We start from the raw sequence: 23113 nt of genomic DNA, 5'->3' as shown, positions 1-23113 counted from the left end.
CAACTAGGGGATCCCCAGATGCCGGCGCATGCTGTTGCAGTAATTCATTGGCGACCACCGGAGGCAAACATCATGAAAATTGCTGTTTTGGGACTGGGCAATATGGGCTCAGCGCTGGCGCATTGCTTGCTCAAGGCAGGCCACGAAGTCAGCGTTTGGAACCGCACGTCGGCAAAGGCAGAGATTTTTGGTGGGGCTGGAGCCACGATCTGCTCTTCACCGAATGATGCCATTGCGACGTCTGATTTTGTGATCATCTGTGTCAAGAGCCACAGAGAAACTATTGAACTGGTCAACGGGCTGAGCGACTCGCTAAATGGTAAGACCATCTGTGACATGAGCACGGGCGATACCTCGGATGCCGATAGACTGGTCGTCATCCTTGAGGGACAGGGATCTGGCTACATGCTGGGCATGATCAATGCTTACCCTTCCGGCATTGGTGGTGACGAAACCACAATCCTTACGGTGGGCAGTGCCGGAACTTGGGGCCGCTATGGCAGTATCATCAGAGAATTGGGTGGAAAGTCCGCCCATGTTGGAGAGAAACCAGCGGCACTTGCCGCGCTCTTTGCCGGCCTCTTCACGGTTCGGCAGGGGTTCATGTTCGGAATGATCTACGGTGCACTTGTCTGCCAGAAAGCGGGCATCCCGATGCAGGTTTATGTCGACCAACTCCCTACTACAATCAAATTGGTCAATGACTACCATGACCTCTTTACCAGAACTGTTCCGGTTGAGGATTACGACAGTGCGGAAGCCTCCCTGAAGGTTTACGCGATGGCGCAAGAGGACGCGTTGAAGACCTATCACTCACTTAAGGCGCCCGCTGAATTCATCCAGTTGATGCATGACCGCACCAAAACGGCTTGGGACGATGGCTACGGCGACAGACAGCTGACCGCACTGGTCCAGCATATGACGGATGCCTGATGCAAAAATGCTCCGGCCCATAAGAGACATTCATTGCAGTAATAGGTGCTGCAGTGCGGCTTCGCCAGACCGGCCATTCGCTGCGTGTGCGAGATTCGAGCTGGTCTATTTTACAGATCGCGGACAAAGTGGCCTTTTGCTCACGCGGCTATTGCTAACGCAGCATTCCTACCCGTTTGACGCCAGTTAAAACGGTTAGTGGCGTTTCCTGGAACCAAATCTCGTGAGATACCGAAAATCCATGATGTGATACGCTTATAGGAAAAGTGACCACACAGTCGGTTCATTTCACCTTGTGACCGATCATCGCGACCTACGGATCTAATCAGTGAGACCTGTCGCTGGCCCGCTTGGAGCGTTGGGTGCAGAGCCTTTGGTCGCGTGCTTGTTGAGCACCGTCGCGCCACCTTGGATCCCGCGCAGCATGGCCAGCGCCAAATGTGCGTTGTCAGCGGCAAGTTCCGCCAGGACTGGCGCGGGGACGAAGATGACTTCGCAGGTCGTTTCCGCGTTTACATAAGCGGGGGCGACTGCATCGAATAGTGCAACCCCGCCATGCCAATTGCCGGGTCGATCATCAGTCCACTCGAAAGGCGTCGCTGCACCAACGATGTGCCGCGACATCCACCAGCGCCCCTCGATCAGGAAAGTGAAGCCCGCCCGGGGCATTGCCGGTTCTAGAATGACATCGCCGGCGTCGTATGTCGTAATCTTTGCACTATCGATCAGTTTGGCTAGTGCAGGAGCGTCCAGCTTCGCAAAGTGGTCGATCTCACTGAGTTTTTGTTCGTTCGTTTTCATGGGCTTATCCTTGTGGAGAGAGAAGGCTGGCCATTCCGTTTTGAGCCTATCCTTTGGGGTGTTACGTTATAGCTACGCTGCGGGATTCACGTTCGCGGGTGACGCAATCCACCCGAGATACTGGCGGTTTAGCTTGCGAACACAAATCCCACTCATCGCTTCTGTTCCAAATTTAGTTTCCATCCAACGGGGCGTAAAACTCTACAAAGTAACCCGATGGATCTTTCACTAGGAACAGGCGTACGCCGTAGGCGGGAACGGTGTTCTCGTGATAGATTTCAACGCCTTGTTCCGCCAGATGAGCTACGGTTGCGTCATAGTCGGCCACGTAAAACCCGACATGCTTCCATCCTGTAAGTCCGTAGTCCTCGATGATGTCTTGCGGCGGCAATCCCGGAGGTGTCTCCACATTACCCGATCCGACCAGTTCGATATGGAACCCTCCGGAGATATGCAGGAACACGATCTCCGCGCCTTCGTTGACGACGCTCATATCTGTACGCCGGACTTCGACCGCACCCATCACACGTTTCCACCAATCCACACTGGCTTCCAGATCTGTAACACGCAAAGCGACGTGGTGAGCGTGGTACATAAGTCCCAGCTTTGACGGCAATGGTGTTGCCGGTCCGGATGTGGTTGGGGGTGTGACGGTAACGGGGGTCTGTGACATAGCGGGTCCTCCGAAAGCCAACAGAGCAAGCGCGCTGGCGATGAGTGTAAGTTTCATGTCTTTGATCCTTAGATTTTCGAAAGGTTGCATAGGGCGCCCGCGCCGTTCCAAATGTTACCGCGCGGGCTTTGCGTCAGTTCGACGTTGCGCCGTCGATCCCCTCGAGAAGGAATGGCATCAGCGCATCCAACGCTCCCTGCGGGTTCTCTTCGATGAAGTGGCCAAACTGCGGGATGATGCCGCCAGTCACATCTGTCGCGACTTGTCGCATGTCCTCTTCGGTCCAGGACCGCATGGACGTTTCTCCGCCCAGAGCAAGAACAGGCATGTCGAGTTTGCGCTCCGCCGCCCAGGCTTTGTAACGCTCACCATCTGCGGCGGCTTGGCGATAGATCTGCAACCAGGCGCGTGTCGATCCGGGTTTCGTGTAGACGCGTTCATACTCCGCTATATCTTCCGCCGTGAACGCATTTGGATTGTAGATGTTAGGCGAATGCATGATCGCGCGCATGTATTCGGCTTCCTTGCCCTCAAGCAGCATCTCCGGGAAGTCGCGTGATGTGTGGAAGCCAAACTGCCAGTAGCCAGCGACAAAGGCAGGATCGTCCAGCTTGAACCCTGGCAAAACCATCTCAAAGAAAACCAGCCGATCCACAAGACCTGGGTTCCGCCAAGCCATTTCATAGGCGATGACACCGCCCCAATCATGGCCAACGATAGATACTTCGTCATGGCCCAATCGCTCTACCAATTCGGTTACATCCTCGGCGATCTCCTCTTTGGACATTGCGTTTGACGGCGGTCTGTCACTGTCGCCAAACCCTCGCAAGTCAGGGGCGATCACCGTGAAGTGCTTGCCCAACTCGGGCATGATTTGCCGGAAGGAGTAAGACGATTCCGGCCATCCATGCAGCAGGACAAGGGGCGGGCCTTCACCCCCCATGACGTAGTGGATCCGCAAACCATCAATGCGCGTGAAATGCGACTGGAACTCAGCGTCAAAAGCCTGTTCATCAAAAGGAACGGTCAGCTGTGGCAGAGGCCGTGTATCGGTTGCGGCAGTGACTTGTGCCGATGCAGTGAAGGGAGTGATGGCAAGTGCGGCTACAGTCAGTGTTGTGCGCACGACAGCCGAAAGGCGGGAATTAAGGGCGGTATTCATGGGAATTCTCCTGTGAGCAATCCGAGCGCGATTACGCGGCCGATTGCGTTGCAAGTGTTGAAGCTTCGCGTTCGATAAACGCAGCCCAAGTTGTTGGCCGGCGACCGGTGGCTTGCTCAAAGGCCGCCGCATCAAACGTCTGGTCCGCGTTTGGAATGGAACCTGCGGCGTTCAGCCGGAACTGGTCGCGGATACAAGCCATATACGCCGGGTCTGCACCGGCACCGACAGCACCCTCGTACATCACCTGCGGATCAAGCGGAGCCAGAGCGATCTCATCACCGGAAACCTCGCTCAGCTTTGCGGCAACGTCAGCCATGGTGGCAGCGTCGTAGCCCAGCCGCCATGTACGACCGGCATGGGCGTCCGGGTTCGTCAGTGCAGCCGCCGCCAGCGCAGCCACATCTTTGGCATCAACCCAGCTCCAGCGCGCGTCTCCGATCAGATTGACCAAAGCCCCTTGGCTCAACCAGCCAAACCCGGTCAGGTTTTGCATATAGGCTTCCGGCTGAAGGTGGGTGTACCGGATGCCACTGGCCTCGATGTACGTCTCAATCATGCGGTGCCAGCCCCAGTGAGCGACCTCGGCAGTGTCTGCTCCCGAAGCACCAATGTGGACGATGTGATCAACGCCCGCGTGCTTTGCGGCATCAATCACGCGCTTGGACTGTTTGAGCATGTCGACCGTGTATCCGGTCATAAGGACAAGACCGTTTACGCCATCAACGGCGCGCTCAATTGTTTGGACATCGTCGAGATCCAGATGGACAGGCACTGCACCCAGAGCTTCCATCTTTTGCTTTTGATCGTCGCGACGCACTGCTGCCAGTGTGTGAATGCCGTCAGCTCCGCTCAGGAGGCGCACGACGTCCGATCCGACCTGACCTGTTGCGCCGATGACGAGGATGTTGCGTGTGTTTGACATTATGGTTCTCCTTTTCTGTGACAGCGCACCGGAACTTCGTACTTACGCTTGTTCTGTGCTGCCTTGCCTCAAAGTAGCGAGCCGATGATTATTCTTGAAACGCAAGTTGTGGATAAGCTAAATTCATGGCATGAATTTAGCTCGCTTCGATATGAACCTGCTTCTTGTGTTTGAAGCACTCTTTATTGAGAGAAACGTCACCCAGGCTGGACAGCGTCTGCACCTAAGTCAGTCTGCAACCAGCAGCGCTCTGAGGCGGCTGCGCGAAGCAACCAATGACGAGCTATTCGTCCGCTCGGTCGATGGTATGCTGCCGACACCTCGAGCGCTTGAGTTGGCCGAGCCGTTGCGTCGGGCCTTGTCAGATGTGAGATCTGCACTTGACGGGGCAGCATTTGATCCGGCGACCGCCGTTCGCACCTTCACCATTGCTGCAAGTGACTATGATGTGGCTCTGCACGTTCCCCGTCTTGCGCAACTGTTTTCGCGTGATGCGCCCGGAATTGATCTGCGCGTCCTTCCTCACTCCAATGTCGATGCAATAGGCATGGTCGATACGGCTCAGGTGGATGTGGCATTGGGATGGTTTCCGCGCGCACCTCAAAGGCTACACCGGCAGTTGTTGATCGAAGAGAGCTTTGTCTGCGTCATGCGCCGCGGTCACCCGTTGTCTGACGGCCTGATGTCTTTGGAAGGTTATGCGAACGCTGCCCACCTGCTGATCACTCTCGTTGGAGACACATCGGGTTCCGTGGATGATATCCTGAGAGAGAAAGGACTCTCCAGACGCGTTGCCATGACCATCCCGCACTTCGCAGCCGCACCGATGGTTTTGGCGCATTCGGATCTCGTGGCAGCGCTGCCAAAAAGGATCGCAAACAGGTTTGCAGAGCAGCACGGTTTGGTTGTTCGATCACTGCCCTTCGAAAGCTATGTGACAGCACACGAAATGCTCTGGCACCCACGTGTTGACCGGCATCCCGCGCAACAATGGTTGCGGGATGTATTGATAGAAGTGATCCGGTGAGATTGGATGTGGGCTCTCGCCCCCATCGTAAAAGCCAGGAAAACGGCGAAAACTTAGTCGCGGTTAAGGCCTTCTGACAAATGGACGAGTATCCGCGGAAAAATCCCCTCTGCGTGCGCACGCAGCGAAATCATCGAACTTACAGTATGGGCTCCCACCGGGTTTCGGAGGCGTTGCAGCATCCAGGTCCGAGGAAACATCCGGTGCCGATAAAGCGGCCCAAACCGGACACTGAGCGCGTTTGCCAATGCCGCAATGCTGCTTCGTCGAAGCGGACTTTGGTTTGGGTGGCTGCTATCGGCAAGTTGCCAACCGAAACCTGTCCCTGAAAGCCACAAAAAGAAACTTCGACACCAGGGCTGTAGGTCTGCGATTACTCAAGTTTCTGCAACAATGTATCTCTCGCCAGTGCAGCGCCAGATGTCCACGCTTTCTCAACTTCTCTTAGAAGCTGAGTTTTTCGGCCGTCGGAGGGACCGTGAATGATGGCGGACCGAACGTCATACAAATGCTTGACCTTGGCCTTGACGAGCTCCTTTTCTTTCTCACTCTCGCCCAGCAGTTCTGCCGTTCCATTCTGAAGGAACTTGCTAATAGGTTCATTTCTTGGCGGCTTGAATATCCGCTCAAAGACAATGGCCAAATCCAGAATTCGATCATGTGCGCCAAAACGTCCGTCGCGACCATGGGCTTCGGCCATGCGATACATAGCAGGTGCGAGATCGGCATAGGCGGTTGTCGCTCTTCGAGAGAACAGGTCTTTAGCTCTTTCGAGTTGGCTAAAGTCGGCGTCGGTGAACTCTGTGAACGGATCGAACAGGTGGCTTATGGATCGACCTTTGTGAGGTGACTTTGGCCCGTGATGCCGACCAAGTAATTCGGACGCGGTTCGTGAAATGCAGCCGTCTAGGGTCATGATCCGGGACGTTCGTGTCCCAAGCGTCACCGCAAGCAGATTTGAAAACTCCTCTGTCCAACGATGAAACAACGGCGGAGGTGCTTTGTAGGGGCTATTGGTCATCGAATGTCTGTTGCGGACGCTTGGTTTCCAAGAGAACCTGTGGACAATGGCATAAATGCACTCTATGCGCCGCCGTTCAACGTGCTCCGGAGCCACTTCCTGAAGCCATTCGCGATCAATGTATTCCTCAATGAGAGCGAGCGGAACAAGCGCGTAACCCTCTCCAAGGTCGATCTCTTGCGGGATGCGAAGTCCGTAGAACAATGCGGCATCCATACCGATGTTTAGGTCGTCTTCATCGGCTGGATTGGTTTGAGATGTAGACGACAAAAGCAACGCGTTAAGTTTTGAAGCAGTTTGGAAAAAGCCTTCTTTTGATGCCGCCGGATTCAGCACCATCTGACCCACAATAAGAGCGCTGAGGCTGGTGAGCGAAGATCCATTCAAGACGCCAATCTGAACGTCATTAACGTTTATCCGCGTTCCTAGGGCACGGGCCAAAACCGGGTGATCTCGCAAGACTCCACGGACCGGATCGAGTGCGGCCTTCAACGGCGCGAAATACTCATTGGTTCCAAAGCGAAATGAATGCGTCGCGTCCTCGTAGATCATAAAATGATCGCCGGCCGGGAAGGGAGTTTCATCGCGTCCGTTATAGGTCACCGTTGTGGGGAAACCGTGAGACTCCCAATATCGCTTAAGGAATGGCTTTTGTGCCTTGGCGAGCGCAACAAGGCTGTCCGCCAACCTTTCTTCCCAGAATCTTTCTTCAATTTTTGCCATAGCTATTCAATAGACTCAAAATCCGGGGCTAAACCTAAGACGTCCTCCAGCTGAGGCACAACGCAAAAGTTTGATCGCCGAGTCTCGTGACCGGGGGGCTATTGAAACCAGTGGCTTGCAAAGACGGATCTAGTGGGCGGTAAAACTACACCGCACAGATTGGATTCATCTGCGTTCCGGGCCATCCTATGCCACATGGCGTTTGGTATTTTCATTCATCGGACTGATTCAATTTACGATGATGTCCCCTCAGAACGATATCAGTTTCCGCGGCAATATCTGACGCGCGTTCAGCAGTGCGTGGGCGATTGGATCGTTTATCTCGAACCAAGCAAGATCAAGGATACCAAGGGTTACTTTGCCGTAGCCAAGGTTCAGGAAATTATTCCAGACCCACAACATGAAGACATGCATATCGCCGTCATTGAGCCAGGCACATATCTCGATTTTGGCGATCCAGTGCCGTTCCGCGAAGCAGATGAAATTGTTGAGCAGGGCCTCTTGAACGACCGAGGAAAAATCTCCGGGCGCGCCCAGGCTGCGGTGCGGCCTCTCTCATCCGAAGATTTCGCGCGGATAGTTGAGCGCGGTCTCGGACAAGATCACGACGTCTTGCCGAGAGTGGGCCTGGCCACTCCAAACAGATTTCAGGAAGCGCAAATGCCGTTCCAGCATCTGTCGGACCGCGAACGCATCAAGCAACTGACCAGCCGCGCCGTAAGGGACCGCAACTTCAGAAAGAATGTTCTGCGTGCGTACGGAGAGCGATGCGCAATTACCGGGCTACGTCTGATCAACGGCGGAGGGCGCGCTGAGGTGGAGGCCGCTCATATCAGGCCGGTCGAGCAGGATGGCCCAGATATTGTGAGCAACGGACTGGCTTTGTCAGGGACGGCGCATTGGATGTTCGACCGCGGGCTGGTAGGTCTTGATGACGATCTGACTATTCTTGTCTCTCGCCAAAGCAACGACATGGAAGCCGTGAACGCGATGATAAACTCCTCGGGCAAGCTCTTGGCTCCGGGGCGGCCGGCCAATCGCCCAAGGGCTGAGTTCATTACCTGGCATCGCGAGAACTGCTTTAAGTCTTAGCGGCCCAGAGCCAACCTTGAGCAAAGCAGTCAAATACTGCCTCTGCAGCCCAAATTGCCGACCTTCGCCAAAGGTAGCCCAGCTCTGGTACTTCCTCCAGCAGCAAATACGTCACCTTCTTGGCGGCTTTTAAATCTTCATCGCTAACCATCGGAGTGTGAGCAACTGCTACGATATTTTCATTCTTGGCGCCTGCTGCGTTGCGTCCACCCCCCGGATTCCTTCGCGACCGTTGCATCTTTCTTCTGTGGGCCATCATTCCTAGCGTCGCTAAAGCCCAGATTTTCAAGTGTACGCCTGAATGGCTTCTAGATAATCGTAAACTTCATAATTGGTTGCGCCATCGCGCTCATACTTGGACCGCTCTTTGATCTCATCCACAGTCATGTTCCGCATGACGTATGAGGTCAGGATGTGCTTGGTGTAGCGCTTGGATGCCCGCAGCCGTTCACCGTTGAGGTCAACAGGTTTGAACGTGAGCCCCTTGTTGTCGATAGCGTCCCGCATAGCTGTGGCAAATGCCGTAGGTAGGTCACCAAAGTCGGGATCAAAGCCGTTCGGCAGCTCTATCAATCCATCGGACAACCGCGCGATTGTGTCCGGGTGCACAAAGTTCTCCACTTCGCGCTTACTGGTCATGAATGCCGTTCGACCCTTCCAAGCGTTGATCTCATTCAAACGCTGCTGCTTGTCTTCATGAGCTGGCAGCGCTTCTGCTGTCCGATCCGAGTCAAAGATTACGACCTGTGGAAGATCAAGGTTGGACAGGTAGTCCCGCTCAACCCAGTCCTTGAGCGTCTCGCCGCCGCCAAGCGCCCAGAAGATTTTGTCGTGGTCCAGAGGCGGCAGCTCGCCAGATTCAGACAAGACCAGTGACAGCGAAACTAGGGCGTCGATGTCGGTCTTACCTTCCACCAACACCGCAACCTTCACAGTCTGGCCAAGTATCGGGTCGGGCAGCACACCCAACGCCTCTGCCACTTCGGCATATACTTCTGGGTCACCAGAACGGATACGAACGTTTCCATCATCTCCCCGGTCAATGTACCGCAGGCAGTCCACCGGCATCAGTTCCGCCAAAGCAGGCATGTGCGTCGTGACAAGGACTTGGTCGCCCGCTTCAGCAACTTCCATAAGAGCGGTAACGATACGACGCTGATTGTCCGGATGCTGCGATGTCTCAGGTTCTTCGATGGCGTAGATTACCGGCACTTCCCCGTCGAAGGCACCTTCACCTGCTTCCTTTCGCTTCTTTTCCGCTTCGGCCTGAAAGAAACTCATGAGTATCAATCGCCGGACGCCGGAACCGCGCTTGTTCAAAGGCACGCCGTCATCGCTCTCAAGATCAACCTTGAACATGTTGGCCCAAGACGGTGACCGGAACTGTGGCGTCAGTGAGTTCGCTAGGTCGGGATATGCCGCCTGAAGCTGTTCGAGAGTCCGCTTCGCAGTGTCTTCGGCCCGAACCCTCACCTTCTCAACAACATCGGCAAGATCATCCTGAATATCGGCCAGCGCCTTTTGCACGGCGGCCTTCATCGGGTTCTGTACTTCCGGGTCTTGGTCGCTCGACGCCCGATCAGAGCGGAACAATGCATATAGCGGAAGTCTAGCTTGGATCGCGCCCCACACGGCTTTGCCGTTGTCGTCGTTGAGAGGGACGTTTTGAAGTTCCAGTAACAGATTGCCACTGACGCTCTGGTAGACAGCTTGCCGCATAGACGGGTTTTCGTTGAGGTTGCAGTCGTCTTGAAGACCCATCTCCTTCACGAGCGCCTTTAAGGCTGTGTTGTTCTTCTGAAGTAGACCTTGGACCTTCTCTTCTGTTGGGTGGACCGCTCGAGCGAAGACTTTCGCAGCACCTGGGCGTTGCACTGCGAGGTTAAAGATCTTGTGTATCTCGAGATCGCCATCCTGATTCAGCAGGTGTTCTGCCTCAAGCGTACTTCTTGCCCCACGATCTAACGTCAGCTCAGAGGGCAACCGATCAAACACAACGCCAATCAAAACCTGTTTTGCATCCCCCGCGATGCTTGCGTCGCCCTGATCTGGCTTGGAATTCTCGAAGAAGTAGTCCAACGCTTCTAGGATGGTGGACTTACCGGCATCGTTTCTGCCGATAAGAGCCGTGAACTGTTCCAAAGTAACATGAGTGCGAGCTTTGTAGCCTCGGAAGTTTTCCAGAATAATGCCTTTGATACGCAACTTTGCCTCGCTTTCCCGGCCAAATAGGAACAATCAAAAAATGTTCGTCTAAAGATATCACAACCCTAACGCGATACTCTAAGAGTAGCTACATGAACTTAGAAAGGTGGGTTTGAGGTCGAGCCGCGGACCTACTAACTACAAATAGTTTGATCGAATGTCCGCTTTTCTATCTCGCGACCGGGCATTCCACGTTTGCGGCGAAGGTCGGCTTCCCGCCCATTTTGCCATAAACAACTGGACTTTGGGTTGTTTGGAAGCGGTACTGACGACGGTTGAGATTCGCCCGGGGCGCCCGGGCTCCACTCAGTACAGGGGGCAGGATCAGCCTGTGTCCGCAAAGTGGAGATATCAATGACAGCTTCATCAGATACCGAAATCAAAACACCGCCCAACAAACCCGCCAGGAACAACCTGACGCGTCAGCAACAGTTGCAGAAACTGCTGTCCCGCAAGTCTGGTGCCACGATTGCGCAGGTTCAGAAGGCCTTTGGCTGGCAACCGCATTCCGCGCGTGCGGCGATTTCGATGATGCGTAAGGCGGGACATACTGTTGAGCGATCAGTATCTGACAAAGGCACGGTCTATCGGATCGTTAGGGAGGTGTGATCGCCATGGATGCTACGCCCGTGGATCGTGATCTTACGAAGGTATTCTGTGACATCGACAACTTGGATCGCCCCGGCTGCCTTGATCAGTGGCGGGAAGTGTTCGGTCGGCCGCCCCCAAAATACCTGTCCCCGCAGTTTATGAAACGGGTACTGATCTGGGCGCAGCAGAACCGGGAACTGGGTGGGTTGTCTGTGAAGACAGAACGCCGGCTGCATCAAATCGCGCTGGGAAAAATACCGCCACCTGCTCTGAAACCGGGATCACATCTGATGCGGGAATGGAACGGACGAACCTATCAGGTTGAAGTGGTCGATGGTGGTTTCGTCATGGACGGCAAAACGTGGCGTTCCCTGCCAGCCATTGCAAAACACATTACCGGAGCGCACTGGTCAGGCCCGCGCTTCTTCGGGGTTCAGTGATGCGACGTATCCGCTGCGCCATCTACACTCGGAAAAGCTCGGAGGAGGGGCTGGAGCAGGACTTCAATTCGCTGGATGCCCAGCGGGAAGCTTGCGAAGCTTATGTTGCCAGCCAGAAACATGAAGGCTGGGAGTTGCTGCCGGATTACTATGATGACGGTGGTATCTCGGGCGGCCATCTTGACCGCCCGGCGTTGCAGCGATTGATGCAGGCTGTTGACGAGAAACACGTGGATCAGATTGTTGTCTATAAGATCGACCGGCTGACGCGCTCGCTTGCTGACTTCGCAAAGCTGGTCGAACGCCTTGATACGGCAGACGCGTCTTTCGTGTCCGTTACCCAGTCCTTCAATACGTCTACCAGTATGGGGCGCCTGACACTCAACGTGTTGCTCAGCTTCGCTCAGTTCGAACGGGAAGTCACGGCTGAACGTATCCGGGACAAAATCGCAGCCTCTAAACGCAAGGGCCTGTGGATGGGCGGGAATGCTCCGCTCGGGTATCAGGCTGACGGCCGGACGCTCAAAATCGACGAAGAGGACTCGGCAACAATAAGAGTGCTCTACGAACTCTATCTGGAGCATCAAACCATTCTTGATGTCAAAGAGCGGGCGGAGGCACTGGGGCTCCGGTCCCGGCGCCGGGAACGCCCGGGCGGACGCGTGACAGGCGGTAAGTTTTTTGACCGCGGACACATCCATCATTTGCTCAGCAATCCGATCTATGCCGGCCGTATCCGACATAAAGGACAGGTCTTTGAGGGGCAGCACCCTGCCATTATCGACCCGGAAGTCTGGAGCCACGTGCAACAGCTACTTACAGATGGTGCGGCCAGGGAGCGTGGAGTAAAGCAGAAGGCAAAGCAGTCCCTGCTGGCCGGAAAACTCTTTGACGAGACCGGAGATCGGCTGACACCCAGTCATAGTCGCAAAAATGGGAAGCGTTTGCGGTACTACATCTCCGGGCGACTGGTGACTGATCGCAGTCAGAAGCATCCTGATGCATGGCGGTTGCCTGCAGAGCAGCTTGAAAACGTACTGGCCGAAGTGGTCAGACAACATCTGAGCCGACCGAATGCAGTGATATCAATGGCGCTGGATATGTCGGCGGTCGAAATTGCTTCAGCAGCAGAGCATCTCAGAGATTGCCAGTCCGTCAGGAAATGCCTCGACCTGATTTTGCGGGCAGATCTGCGACAGGGGTCCCTGACCGTGCAACTGGATCCCCGGGCACTCGCCCGAACGATGGAGTGCAGGGCGGATCAGGTTGATGCCGAAGAACTAACTATCAAAGCGCCATTCCGTATGCGCCGCAGAGGTGTGGAGCTGAAACTGCACCTGGGCGATGCACCGCCTGAGATCGATCAAACACTTGTCCGCAATGTCATCAAAGCGCGCCGGTGGTTGGCGATGATCATTGATGGCAGAACGTTTCCAGAAATCGCGGAAGAAGAGGGCACGTCCAAACGCCGGGTGCAGGATGTCGTCGATCTGGCAATGCTGGCGCCTGATGTTCTGGAGGCCATCGCTGCAGGCGAACAGCCTGACGGTCTGACCACGGATTACCTGATCAAGTCGGGCTTCCCGGCTATCTGGTCAGATCAGCGCAAGCAGTTCGCTGCACTCTGATCTACAGACTTTTCCAAACACACCAAACTCGTACCGTCGGAATCGCGAACTGAGACTGCGGCCCGAAATCGACCATTGTCGTGCGCACGTTCGGGTCTCAGCTAATAGTGCCAGCGGATAACCTTCTGAAAACACGCCGCAATCGGCGGCCAAGTATTCAGCGTGCGATTTCATGGAAAATCATGGCTGGGGTGGTAGGATTCGAACCTACGATACACGGTACCAAAAACCGCTGCCTTACCACTTGGCTACACCCCAACGGTGAGGCGCTATCTACGATTGTTGGTTGCAGGGTGCAAGGGGCTTTGAGCGAAAAAATTAGGCTGGCCGCAAAAATAATTCGGAGGTCAAATTTCAGGATTTGCGTTGCTGGTTTCAGGGAATGGAAAACCCCGCATCTTACCGATCTCAGACATCCTGCGTCGAGACGGTTGAGGCCAGTCAACACGCCCCTACAAAGTTGCTATTCGCGGATTTCCGACGGATCAACGCCCCATAGGTTGGATTTCAAGGTCCAGCCACGGTAGCCGCCGGCCGAAATATGGCACCAGTCCAGGGTGCAACTGCCCAGGCGAGCCACAACGCCGGATTCGAATTTGGCACTGACCTGTGAATTGGGGTCGGGGCTGGTGTAGACGGGCAGCAGCTCGGATTCGATCAACACGGTGCGCACGCCGGACAACAAGGCGTAATGCACCCACCCACCGGCACCGTCGCGGTCCTGAACCTTGCGCCAGTTTCCATACTCGGCGGTGATCTGCAGGGGCATCCCGCGGCGTTTGAAGACCCAGTCGATTCGATGCGTCAATGACGGACCCCTGCGCACGTTGCCTTCGGCGGCTTTCATCGAGACGTAGCGCGGCAAGGGGAGGTTGGTCACTGGTCCACGATTGTCCTGTGCCGTGGCCACGACACTGCCCAACAGGACCAAAAATACGGACAAAACCACCAAAAGGCGGCGATTTACCGATAGAAGACCACTCACTGACTGCCTGCTCTTGTGCCTGTTGTTCGGGTTTCGAAAAAAGGTCGTCTCAATGCGTTGGGGGTTCTTGTGCCCCGCCTTAACCTGCGCCACGATGCCATGGCGCGCGAGTGATTGCAAAGCGGTGGGAGGACGAAGGTGCCAAGAGAACGTCTGAGTGTTGTTGTAACGCGACGGTTGCCTGAGGCAGTAGAGACCCGGCTCAGCGAGCTGTTTGATGTGAAACTGCGCGATGACGATACCCCTATGTCTCGCGAAGAACTTGTCGCCGCAGTGCGCGAGGCGGATGTTCTTGTGCCAACAGTGACCGACACGATTGACGGTGGTCTTCTGGGGCAGGCGGGGGAAAGGCTGCGGCTGATCGCCAATTACGGGGCAGGGGTCGACAATATTGATGTGGCCACGGCCCGTCAGCGCGGCATTCTTGTGTCCAACACGCCGGGCGTGCTGACCGATGACACCGCGGATATGACCATGGCGCTGATCCTGTCAGTGACCCGTCGAATCCCCGAAGGTCTGTCGGTGATGCAAAAGGGCGACTGGGGTGGATGGGCACCCACTGCCTTGTTGGGGGGGCGGATCGGCGGGCGTCGTCTGGGCATTCTGGGCATGGGTCGGATCGGTCAGGCTGTGGCGCGCCGTGCGGCGGCCTTTGGCATGCAGGTGCATTATCACAACCGCCGACGTCTGCGCCCCGAGATCGAGCAGGAGCTTGAGGCGACCTATTGGGAAAGCCTCGATCAGATGGTTGCGCGGATGGATGTGATCTCGGTCCATTGCCCGTCCACACCATCGACCTTTCACCTGATGAATGCGCGGCGGTTGAAGTTGATGAAGCCGACAGCAGTGGTTGTGAACACCTCGCGGGGTGAAGTGATCGACGAAAACGCGCTGACGCGGCAGATTCGCTCTGGCGACATCGCGGGGGCCGGGCTGGATGTGTATGAACACGGCACTCAGGTGAACCCGCGCTTGCGGCAATTGCCCAATGTTGTGTTGCTGCCGCATATGGGGTCGGCCACGTTGGAGGGTCGGATCGAAATGGGTGAAAAAGTCATCATCAACATCAAAACATTTGAAGATGGCCACCGTCCGCCGGATCAGGTCGTGCCATCCATGCTGTAACGCCCTGAGGTCCTTGGCTGACTTGGTTGAACCCCAATTCAGTCCCTCTAGATACTAGCAATGTCGCGAGGGCGGCACGCTGGGCGAATAATGTAAGGGAGAGACAAGATGGTGCAGGCAGTTGCGTTGCCCCGGAATGAAACAGGGATTGAAACAGCTGTCAGTATCCTCAAACAGAAATTCGGGGATCGGCTGCAAACCGGGCAGGCGATCCGCGAGCAGCACGGCCACACCACGACCTGGATCGACAACCAGTCGCCGGATGCTGTTGTTTACCCGCATACGACCGAGGAAGTCTCTGAAATCGTCAAGACATGCGCCCAGCATAAGGTGCCGGTGATTGCCTTTGGCACCGGTACTTCGCTTGAAGGGCATGTGAACGCGCCTGCGGGCGGGATTTCCGTCGATCTCACTCAGATGAACAAAGTGCTGGCGGTCCATGCCAGCGATCTGGATTGCGTCGTCCAGCCCGGTGTCACGCGTGAGGATCTGAACACCTATCTGCGCGATCAGGGCCTGTTCTTTCCCATTGATCCGGGGGCCAATGCCTCGTTGGGGGGGATGGCGGCGACGCGGGCCTCGGGCACCAATGCGGTGCGCTATGGCACGATGAAGGACAATGTCCTCAGCCTTGAGGCGGTGATGCCGGACGGGCAGATCATCCGCACCGGACAGCGGGCCAAGAAATCCTCGGCCGGGTACGACCTGACCCGCCTGCTGATCGGGGCCGAGGGCACGCTGGGCATTATCACGGAACTGACCCTGCGCCTTCAGGGCATCCCCGAGGCGATCACCTCGGCCCGGTGTTCTTTTTCAACCGTCGATGCCGCGTGTCAGGCCGTGATGATGACGATCCAATATGGCGTGCCCGTGGCGCGGATTGAGCTGCTGGATGAGCTGTCGGTCAAGGCTGCGAACGCCTATTCCGGGCTGGAATTGCCCGAAACCCCGCTTCTGTTGCTGGAGTTCCACGGGTCCGAAGCCGGCGCGGTCGAACAGGCCGAGACCTTTGGTCAGATCGCCGAAGAATTCGGCGGTTCGGATTTTGCGGCCACGTCGACGACCGAAGAGCGCAACAAGCTGTGGCAGGCGCGGCACGACATGTACTGGGCCAGCCTGCAACTGCGCCCCGGCGCGCGGGGCATTTCCACTGACGTCTGTGTTCCGATCTCGCGTCTGGCCGAATGTGTGACGGCAACGCGGAACAAAGCGCAGGAACTGGGCCTGCTGGCCCCGATCGTCGGGCATGTGGGCGATGGCAATTTCCACACGTTGCTGTTGATCGACATGGACAACGCGGATGAGGTCTCAAAGGCCGACGGGTTCGTCGGTTGGCTGAACGATCTGGCCATTTCCATGGACGGCACCTGTACGGGCGAACATGGCATCGGTCAGGGCAAGCGCCCCTATCTGGTCAAGGAACTGGGTGGTGCGGTGACGTTCATGAGCGCGATCAAAGCGGCGCTGGATCCTGAAAACATCATGAATCCGGGCAAAATCCTGCCCCCGGACACAGTGTAGCGGACCGAACAAATCTCAGGCACAGGCCATAAGGCTGCCCCAATTTGAGTCTAGCCGTTGCGCAAACGAGCAGTTTCAAATTCGGATTGAAAAATGGATTTTTTGAGGGTTTTGGGATTCGTGATGATCCTTGTCCTGGTCATTACCGGCTTGGACTATTACCAGCAGTACAAAAAATACGACGGGACGTTATCGGCGACCGGCTATTTGGACACGATCAAGGACCGTTTCGCGCAAATTCAGACCGGGCGTGATGCCAAGACGGCCGAGGCCGAGCGCAAGCATCAATGGGAGCTGGGTGCAAAACCCTATTTACCTGCGACTTCCGACCAATGGGCGCGCTTTGAGCTAACCGACGCATCGAATGCGGCGGTTGCATCGGTGCTGGCCGAATACAAGCCGACGCCGCTGATCAGTTCGGTTGCAAATACGGCTGAATTGCTGCGCCTGTCGGGTGGCGACAAACAGGACATCCTGCGCAAACTGAGCGAAACCGGCGCGGTCTATTCCAGCGGTGACGAACTTGCCTGGTTTGACATCAGCCTGAAACCCGCAGCGGCACGGAACACGCTGGCCGGGCTGGCCTTGGCCCGCCAGCAAAGCTTTATGGATCTGGCGGTGATCAAAAAGGGTTTTGCCGTTGTCGATGGCGTGGCCTTTATTGAGATCGAACAGGACCTGACCTCTCCGACTGAGGCGCTGGGCTATCGCAAAATCACAGGTCGGATCGGAATCGACGAAGAGGTCGTGATCCGCCTGCACACAAATGCCGACGATGCCTCGATCCGCGCGCTGCTGGAAGGGCTGGACTACGCTGCGCTGAACGCGCTTTTGACCTATCCGTCTCCGGTCGTGGGGCAGGGTTACGTAATCCCTGCGAACCGCCAGTCCGACCTCGCGGATCAAATAGATCGACTTTATGCCGAAATGAAGCTGGTGCAGGAGAAAACAACGGACGACAAGCTCAAGAACCTCGATGTGGCGGCGCTGATGGTGAACCAGATGACGGCCTCCGGGTTCGAAAGCGAAGGGCTGATGGACATCACTGGCGGTGAGGTCTTTGAGAATCAGGACGTGCTGCAAATCGGTTATGGTCGTGCGCTGCAATTGCTGTTCGAGTCCGAAGAACGGCAGGCCGCTTTGGAGGATGACATCACTTCAGAAGCGCCGGGTTTGTTGGGTTTTCTGCAAGATCAGGTGCCCGCGCAAACACCAACAGACGCCGCAGAGCCCGCAGAGAAACCTGCCCAAGAGGAACCGACACCCCAGCCCGTGCGGGTCCATAAAGGGGGTTTGGGCGACTCCTGCGCAAAGTTCGGCAGCGGCAAGCGCTGTTCAGCATCAGGGCAATAGGTGCAGGCAGTCAGTCGCACGGTCCATTTGCGACAACACGTCGTTTTCATATCACCACTGGTCGGGTGAATATCGCGCTCGGTGTGCGAACTGAGTCATATGGTGTCAACTGAGTTCAAGGGGAGACACCCGGTATGAAAACCCAAGTCAAAGCACTGGTTGTTGGCGGCGGCGCCGTTGGGACCTCGATTGCATATCATTTGGCCAAGGCGGGCTGGGATGATGTGATGTTGATCGAACGGGATGAACTGACGTCTGGTTCGACCTGGCACGCGGCTGGCCTGCTGCCGCTGTTCAACATGTCTTATGCGACCACCCACATTCACAAGTATTCGGTCGATTTCTACAAAACGCTTGAGGAAGAAACCGGCCTGAATGCGGGCTTTGCCGTCGTCGGCAACCTGCGCATGGCGCAGACGCAGGAACGTATGGACGAATACATGCTCTATGCGTCCACTGCCGAGACCTGCGATGTCGCTTACGAATGGCTGACACCTGATCAGATCAAAGAGCGCTGGCCGCTGATCGAAACCAGCGACTTGAAAGGTGCGATCTACCACACCGAAGATGGTTATATTAACCCCGCCGACGTGACGCAGGCGATGGCCAAGGGTGCCCGTCAACGCGGCGTCGATATCGTCCGCAAGATGCAAGCCGATGCGTTCCACTGGAACGGTACCCACTGGGAAGTCACCTGCACCAAGATGGTCGAGAAAGGTGGCAACCTCGTGCCGTCGGATGAGCAGGTCGTGATCACCGCCGAGCATGTCGTGACCGCGTCGGGTAACCACGCACAGCGCACCGCCAAGATGCTGGGCATCAAGATGCCTGCAATCCCGGTCGAGCATACCTTTATCGTCATGGATAAAGACCCCGAGCTGGTAAAATGGCGTGAGGCAGGCAACCCCGAACACCCCGTTGTTCGCGACGCCGACAACGAATCCTACGCGCGTGAAGAGCGTGGCGGATGGATTCTGGGTATCTACGAACACGGCGCGCCTGCGCAGTTCGAACATGGCGTGCCGGACAGCTTCCGCGCCGACCTATTCCCACTGGATCTGGACCGGATCGCTGATCAGTACATGGCGATGGCCGAGCGCGTGCCGTCCTGCGCCGAGTCCGGTCTGAAAGACGACTTCAACGGCCCGATCTGCTACACGCCCGATGGCAACCCGCTGGTCGGCCCCGCGCCGGGTCTGCGCAACATGTGGCTGGCCGAAGGTTTCTCGTTCGGGATCACCGCCGCGGGTGGCACCGGCTATTACCTGGCGCAGATGATGGTCGATGGCGAAGCCGAGATCGACATGGCCTCACTGGACCCGAAACGCTACTCGTCCAACTGGATGACCACCGAATTCGCGGCGCGCAAGAACGAAGAGTGCTATGAGCACGTTTACATCCTGCACCACCCGGATGAAGAGCGTGAAGCCTGCCGTCCGCTGCGGACTGTTCCGGCCTATGACCGCCAGAAAGCGCGCGGGGCTCAGTTCGGCTGGGTCAACGGCTGGGAACGTCCGAACTATTTCGGCCCCGTTGATGCGCCGGACAATTTCGACAAGGAAAGCCGTTCGTTCCGCCGCGGTGGCTGGTGGCAATATGCCGTCGAAGAGGCCAAGGCGATACGCGAAGGCGTTGGCCTGATCGACGCGTCGGCCTTTACCAAGCATGTCGTCAAAGGCCCCGGTGCGACCCAGTTCCTGGATTGGTTCACCTGCAACAAGCTGCCCAAGGTCGGTCGTATCAACCTGACCTACGCGCTGACCTCGCACGGGACCACCCGCACCGAATACACCATCGTCCGCAATGGCGAGAACAATTATTACATCGTCTCTGCCGGTGCCTGGACCGAGTATGACGCCGACTATCTGCGCAAGGCGGCCGAGGACAAGATGGAGGAGTTCGGCTATATCGAAATCCAGGACGTGACCACCCAGTGGGGCGTCTTTGCCATCGCCGGACCCAAGTCGCGTGACGTTCTGAAAGAGGTCATCATAGACGCCGATCCGGAAACCGCTCTGTCCAACAAGCGCTTTCCTTGGCTGTCGGCGCGTCAGATCGAACTGGGCATGTGCCCCGTGAACGCAATCCGTGTGGCCTATACCGGTGAGCTGGGCTGGGAACTGCATCACCCGATTGAGATGCAGAACTACCTGTTCGACCTGCTGGAAAAGGCCGGTGAGAAGCACGGTATGAAACTGGTCGGTGCCCGTGCACAGAACTGGCTGCGTCAAGAGAAATCCTATCGCGCCTTCGGCACCGAACTGGGCCGCGATGCTACCCCGCTTGAGGCCGACCTGCCGCGCTTTGTCGATCTGTCCAAGGATTTCTACGGCAAGGCCAAGCTGGAAGAGACCGGTGTGCGCGTCAAGTGCTGCACCCTGCTGATCGACGGACCGGAGGATGCCGATCCGTGGGGTCGCGAGGTACTGTACACACCCGAAGGTGAGCGTGTGGGTCGTCTGACTTCGGGCGGCTATTCGGTCGCCTTCGAGAAATCCATCGGCATGGGCTATGTGAAGCCTGAGCTGGCGGTCGAAGGCACCAAGCTGCAAGTTAAAATTCAGGACAAGCTGTGGGATGCGGTCGTCACCTGCGACAGCCCCTATGATCCAAAGAACGAGGTCATCCGCAAGGACGGTTGATCAAGCTGAGGCCCCGGTAATAACCGGGGCCTTTTCGTTTATTCAGGCAGACAATTCGTCAAAACATTCCAGCGCTTTGGCGGCATACATCATCGATGGACCGCCGCCCATCTGCACCGCCATGGCAAGAACGTCTGATACCTCTTCCCGCGTTGCACCTGCTTTTGCCAAAGCCTCCGTATGTAATGTGATGCATGGCTCACACCGAATGGCGATGGACATTCCTAACGCGATATATTCCTTGGTTTTGTAATCGAGCGTTCCGCCTTCTTTGACGGATTTTCCCAAGGCTCCGAAAGCTTTTGCGGTGTCCGGAATCGCCCCGTTGAGGTTTCGCAGACCTTTACGGGTGTTCATCAGTTTGTCTTGCCAGTTCATGTTAGTCCTCTCATCACATATTGTAAGTGGAATATGATTTGAGAGGCTGGCCCGGGCTTTGATCTTGATCAGGTACCCGGTTTTTCGGCGATGAATGCGATATTGTTTGCGGGCATCTCCACCACTTTCAGGATCGTCAGGCCCTGCGCCTGGATATAGGCGGCAATGTCCTTGTCATTCTTATAGCCAATATCCGCATCTTGCTGCACCAGCGCATCGTGGAACCGCTGATCACCGTCGCTGGTGAGCTGCCCGGATCGCTTGAAGGGCCCATAGAGCACAAAGCGCCCGCCGGGGTTCAGCGCCATCGCAGTTTCGGTCAGAATCGTTTGGGTTTCTGGCCAGCTGATCAGGTGGGTCAGATTGATCAGGACAATCAGGTCGTGGTTGCCGAAATCCTTGTGCCACCCTGCCGCTATGGCATCCAGTTCTTTTGCAGGCGCAGTATTTCCCAGTTCGGACCCATAAGCGTCGATACTGACGCGGCGCTCGGGTTCGATTTCTGTAGGTTGCCAACTTAAGCCCGGCAGGCGCTGGGCAAAGGCGGCAACGTGTTGACCGGTCCCGCTGGCGATTTCCAAGGCACGACCAGAGTGCGGGGCCCATTCTTCAAGCAGATCACATAACACGCCCGCATTGCGTGTTGCGGCAGGGGCCACCATGCGGCCGTTCTGACCTTCGGTGGCAACACTGGCGTTGGAGGGCAGGGATCGTTTGGTCATCGGCGCAGTCTTTCCGGGCTGAGGGCGGCAATTACATCATGATCCAAAACCGGGGCTGTACCGGTTACAAGGTCTGAGACCAATTGCGATGCGGCCGGTGACGTCAAGAACCCGTACCCTCCCTGACCTGCGCTCCAGACAAACGAGGGGTCATCGGGGTCCGGCCCCAGGACAAGGGTTCCATCCGGTGCAAAGCTGCGCAATCCGGCCCAGTTTGTTTCCACCCGGGTGACGGGTTCGGTGACCATCTCTTCGTACCGGGCCAGACCTTCGGCCAGCACCATATCGTCGGCATAGGCGTCATGGGGCGGCACGGGGTCGGCCTCGGATGGCGACACCAATAGCTTGCCCGCATCGGGTTTGGCGTACCATGTCTCGCCAGCACCCAACATCATGGGCCAGCCGGTCACATCATGCCCGCCGGGTGCGGGCAGGCGTGCCATTGATCGGCGCTTGGGCGTTATCCCGATCGGCAAAATTCCGGCCAGAACGGCGATTTCGTCCACCCACGCACCTGCGGCGTTGACAAGGGTCCTGGCCTCGATAGTTTCGTTCGCGGTGACCACCCAATTCCGGACCTTGCGGATGGAAGTGACTCTTTGCCCCGTCAGAATCTGACCACCGGCGTTGCGGATTGCCCGGGCGAAATCCTGCAACAACCGGTCGGTATCGATGTCAAAGGCCACGTTGCTGATCGCGGCAAAACCAAGTGTCCGGGGATTTAGGATCGGCACGCGGTCTCGCGCCTGATCCACCGAAATGACCTGCATATTCAGATCCGCCGCATCGCGCTCGAATGTCTCGGCTTGGGTCTTATGACCGATCAGCATCAACCCGCGCGGTGTCAGATACCCGCCATTCTCGGATCGCAAGAAATCTGCGCCGGCTTTGTTCAACTGCACAACAGATGGCGGGCCGTAGCTTTCTTCGAACAGCGCAGCGGATCGGCCAGAGGCGTGGTACCCCAGCGCATCTTCGGCCTCCAGAACGGTCACGCGCCCATGCTGCGATAAGCGCGCACCGGCGCTCAGGCCCGCGATCCCTCCGCCGATGATCAGAAAATCTATCATGTGGTCCCTGTTGGTTGCGTGCTGCCTGTCACGCGCGACTTTGTCGGTAAACATTAAGCAGGCTTGAATTTAAGCATCAACCCATCCAAAGAAGAG

At 56.6% G+C, this 23113-nt stretch carries 20 protein-coding genes and 1 tRNA gene; 10 read left to right on the top strand and 11 right to left on the bottom strand.

What is annotated here, in order from left to right; genetic code table 11:
• Positions 1 to 18 precede the first annotated feature (18 nt).
• Positions 19 to 933 carry an NAD(P)-dependent oxidoreductase gene (locus tag ACRZ94_RS05000; protein ID WP_480796811.1) on the top strand — a complete coding sequence of 305 codons (915 nt, stop codon included), beginning with the start codon at positions 19 to 21 and terminating at the stop codon, positions 931 to 933.
• Between the two features lie 321 nt (positions 934 to 1254).
• Here ACRZ94_RS05000 and ACRZ94_RS04995 read toward each other — a convergent pair whose 3' ends face one another.
• The 4 genes from ACRZ94_RS04995 to ACRZ94_RS04980 form a co-directional block, all read right to left on the bottom strand.
• Complete coding sequence (locus tag ACRZ94_RS04995; RefSeq protein WP_480796810.1) at positions 1255 to 1734, bottom strand: Crp/Fnr family transcriptional regulator; 480 nt, start codon at positions 1732 to 1734, stop codon at positions 1255 to 1257.
• 172 nt (positions 1735 to 1906) lie between these two features.
• Positions 1907 to 2329 (bottom strand): VOC family protein, encoded by a 423-nt coding sequence (locus ACRZ94_RS04990; RefSeq protein ID WP_480796921.1) that lies wholly within the window; start codon positions 2327 to 2329, stop codon positions 1907 to 1909.
• 211 nt (positions 2330 to 2540) lie between these two features.
• A complete protein-coding gene (locus ACRZ94_RS04985; RefSeq protein WP_480796809.1) occupies positions 2541 to 3569 on the bottom strand; it encodes an alpha/beta fold hydrolase in 1029 nt (342 codons plus the stop codon).
• Between the two features lie 31 nt (positions 3570 to 3600).
• The gene (locus tag ACRZ94_RS04980) at positions 3601 to 4494 is read right to left on the bottom strand and encodes an NmrA family NAD(P)-binding protein (RefSeq protein ID WP_480796808.1); all 894 of its coding nucleotides are present in this window, start codon (positions 4492 to 4494) and stop codon (positions 3601 to 3603) included.
• Positions 4495 to 4645: 151 nt separating this feature from the next.
• On the opposite strand from ACRZ94_RS04980, the gene ACRZ94_RS04975 reads away from it, so the two are divergent.
• Positions 4646 to 5521 carry a LysR family transcriptional regulator gene (locus ACRZ94_RS04975; protein WP_480796807.1) on the top strand — a complete coding sequence of 292 codons (876 nt, stop codon included), beginning with the start codon at positions 4646 to 4648 and terminating at the stop codon, positions 5519 to 5521.
• A gap of 373 nt (positions 5522 to 5894) precedes the next feature.
• On the opposite strand, the gene ACRZ94_RS04970 is transcribed toward ACRZ94_RS04975, so the two are convergent.
• On the bottom strand, positions 5895 to 7265 hold the full coding sequence (locus ACRZ94_RS04970; RefSeq protein WP_480796806.1) for a hypothetical protein: 1371 nt from the start codon (positions 7263 to 7265) through the stop codon (positions 5895 to 5897).
• A gap of 195 nt (positions 7266 to 7460) precedes the next feature.
• Here ACRZ94_RS04970 and ACRZ94_RS04965 point away from each other — a divergent pair, with 195 nt between their 5' ends.
• Positions 7461 to 8357 carry an HNH endonuclease gene (locus ACRZ94_RS04965; RefSeq protein ID WP_480796805.1) on the top strand — a complete coding sequence of 299 codons (897 nt, stop codon included), beginning with the start codon at positions 7461 to 7463 and terminating at the stop codon, positions 8355 to 8357.
• 285 nt (positions 8358 to 8642) lie between these two features.
• Here ACRZ94_RS04965 and ACRZ94_RS04960 read toward each other — a convergent pair whose 3' ends face one another.
• Positions 8643 to 10562: an ATP-binding protein gene (locus ACRZ94_RS04960; RefSeq protein ID WP_480796804.1), complete on the bottom strand. Its 1920-nt coding sequence runs from the start codon at positions 10560 to 10562 to the stop codon at positions 8643 to 8645.
• 354 nt (positions 10563 to 10916) lie between these two features.
• Between ACRZ94_RS04960 and ACRZ94_RS04955 the strand changes: the two genes are divergently transcribed.
• The 3 genes from ACRZ94_RS04955 to ACRZ94_RS04945 are packed head-to-tail and all read left to right on the top strand — an operon-like array spanning position 10917 to position 13221.
• Positions 10917 to 11171, top strand: coding sequence for a DUF3489 domain-containing protein (locus tag ACRZ94_RS04955; RefSeq protein ID WP_480796803.1), 255 nt, complete (start codon positions 10917 to 10919; stop codon positions 11169 to 11171).
• A gap of 5 nt (positions 11172 to 11176) precedes the next feature.
• A complete protein-coding gene (locus tag ACRZ94_RS04950) occupies positions 11177 to 11593 on the top strand; it encodes a DUF2924 domain-containing protein (RefSeq protein ID WP_480796802.1) in 417 nt (138 codons plus the stop codon).
• Entirely contained in the window at positions 11593 to 13221 is a 1629-nt protein-coding gene (locus tag ACRZ94_RS04945) for a recombinase family protein (RefSeq protein WP_480650007.1), read from the top strand. The genes ACRZ94_RS04950 and ACRZ94_RS04945 overlap by 1 nt, the downstream gene beginning before the upstream one ends.
• Positions 13222 to 13404: 183 nt before the next feature.
• On the opposite strand, the gene ACRZ94_RS04940 is transcribed toward ACRZ94_RS04945, so the two are convergent.
• A tRNA-Gln gene (locus tag ACRZ94_RS04940) sits at positions 13405 to 13479 on the bottom strand.
• Between the two features lie 205 nt (positions 13480 to 13684).
• Positions 13685 to 14206: an SH3 domain-containing protein gene (locus ACRZ94_RS04935; protein ID WP_480650034.1), complete on the bottom strand. Its 522-nt coding sequence runs from the start codon at positions 14204 to 14206 to the stop codon at positions 13685 to 13687.
• A gap of 138 nt (positions 14207 to 14344) precedes the next feature.
• Between ACRZ94_RS04935 and ACRZ94_RS04930 the strand changes: the two genes are divergently transcribed.
• The 4 genes from ACRZ94_RS04930 (at position 14345) to ACRZ94_RS04915 (ending at position 20847) form a co-directional block, all read left to right on the top strand.
• The gene (locus ACRZ94_RS04930; RefSeq protein ID WP_480650035.1) at positions 14345 to 15331 is read left to right on the top strand and encodes a 2-hydroxyacid dehydrogenase; all 987 of its coding nucleotides are present in this window, start codon (positions 14345 to 14347) and stop codon (positions 15329 to 15331) included.
• 108 nt (positions 15332 to 15439) lie between these two features.
• Entirely contained in the window at positions 15440 to 16852 is a 1413-nt protein-coding gene (locus ACRZ94_RS04925; RefSeq protein WP_480796801.1) for an FAD-binding oxidoreductase, read from the top strand.
• A gap of 93 nt (positions 16853 to 16945) precedes the next feature.
• Entirely contained in the window at positions 16946 to 18205 is a 1260-nt protein-coding gene (locus ACRZ94_RS04920; RefSeq protein WP_480796800.1) for a hypothetical protein, read from the top strand.
• 134 nt (positions 18206 to 18339) lie between these two features.
• The gene (locus ACRZ94_RS04915; protein WP_480650038.1) at positions 18340 to 20847 is read left to right on the top strand and encodes a GcvT family protein; all 2508 of its coding nucleotides are present in this window, start codon (positions 18340 to 18342) and stop codon (positions 20845 to 20847) included.
• Positions 20848 to 20889: 42 nt separating this feature from the next.
• Here the strand turns inward: ACRZ94_RS04915 and ACRZ94_RS04910 are convergent, their stop codons facing one another.
• The 3 genes from ACRZ94_RS04910 to ACRZ94_RS04900 all read right to left on the bottom strand — a co-directional run bounded on the left by ACRZ94_RS04910 (position 20890) and on the right by ACRZ94_RS04900 (position 23017).
• Positions 20890 to 21225 carry a carboxymuconolactone decarboxylase family protein gene (locus ACRZ94_RS04910; protein ID WP_480650039.1) on the bottom strand — a complete coding sequence of 112 codons (336 nt, stop codon included), beginning with the start codon at positions 21223 to 21225 and terminating at the stop codon, positions 20890 to 20892.
• 68 nt (positions 21226 to 21293) lie between these two features.
• Positions 21294 to 21947, bottom strand: coding sequence for a DUF938 domain-containing protein (locus ACRZ94_RS04905; RefSeq protein ID WP_480650040.1), 654 nt, complete (start codon positions 21945 to 21947; stop codon positions 21294 to 21296).
• Positions 21944 to 23017 (bottom strand): NAD(P)/FAD-dependent oxidoreductase, encoded by a 1074-nt coding sequence (locus tag ACRZ94_RS04900; protein WP_480796799.1) that lies wholly within the window; start codon positions 23015 to 23017, stop codon positions 21944 to 21946. Before ACRZ94_RS04900 ends, ACRZ94_RS04905 begins: the two co-directional genes overlap by 4 nt.
• Positions 23018 to 23113 lie beyond the last annotated feature (96 nt).

This window comes from Ruegeria sp. CH10 (genome assembly GCF_056537125.1).
The sequence above is the reverse complement of the archived record's forward strand: the minus strand, read 5'-3'. Positions and strand labels throughout refer to the sequence as shown.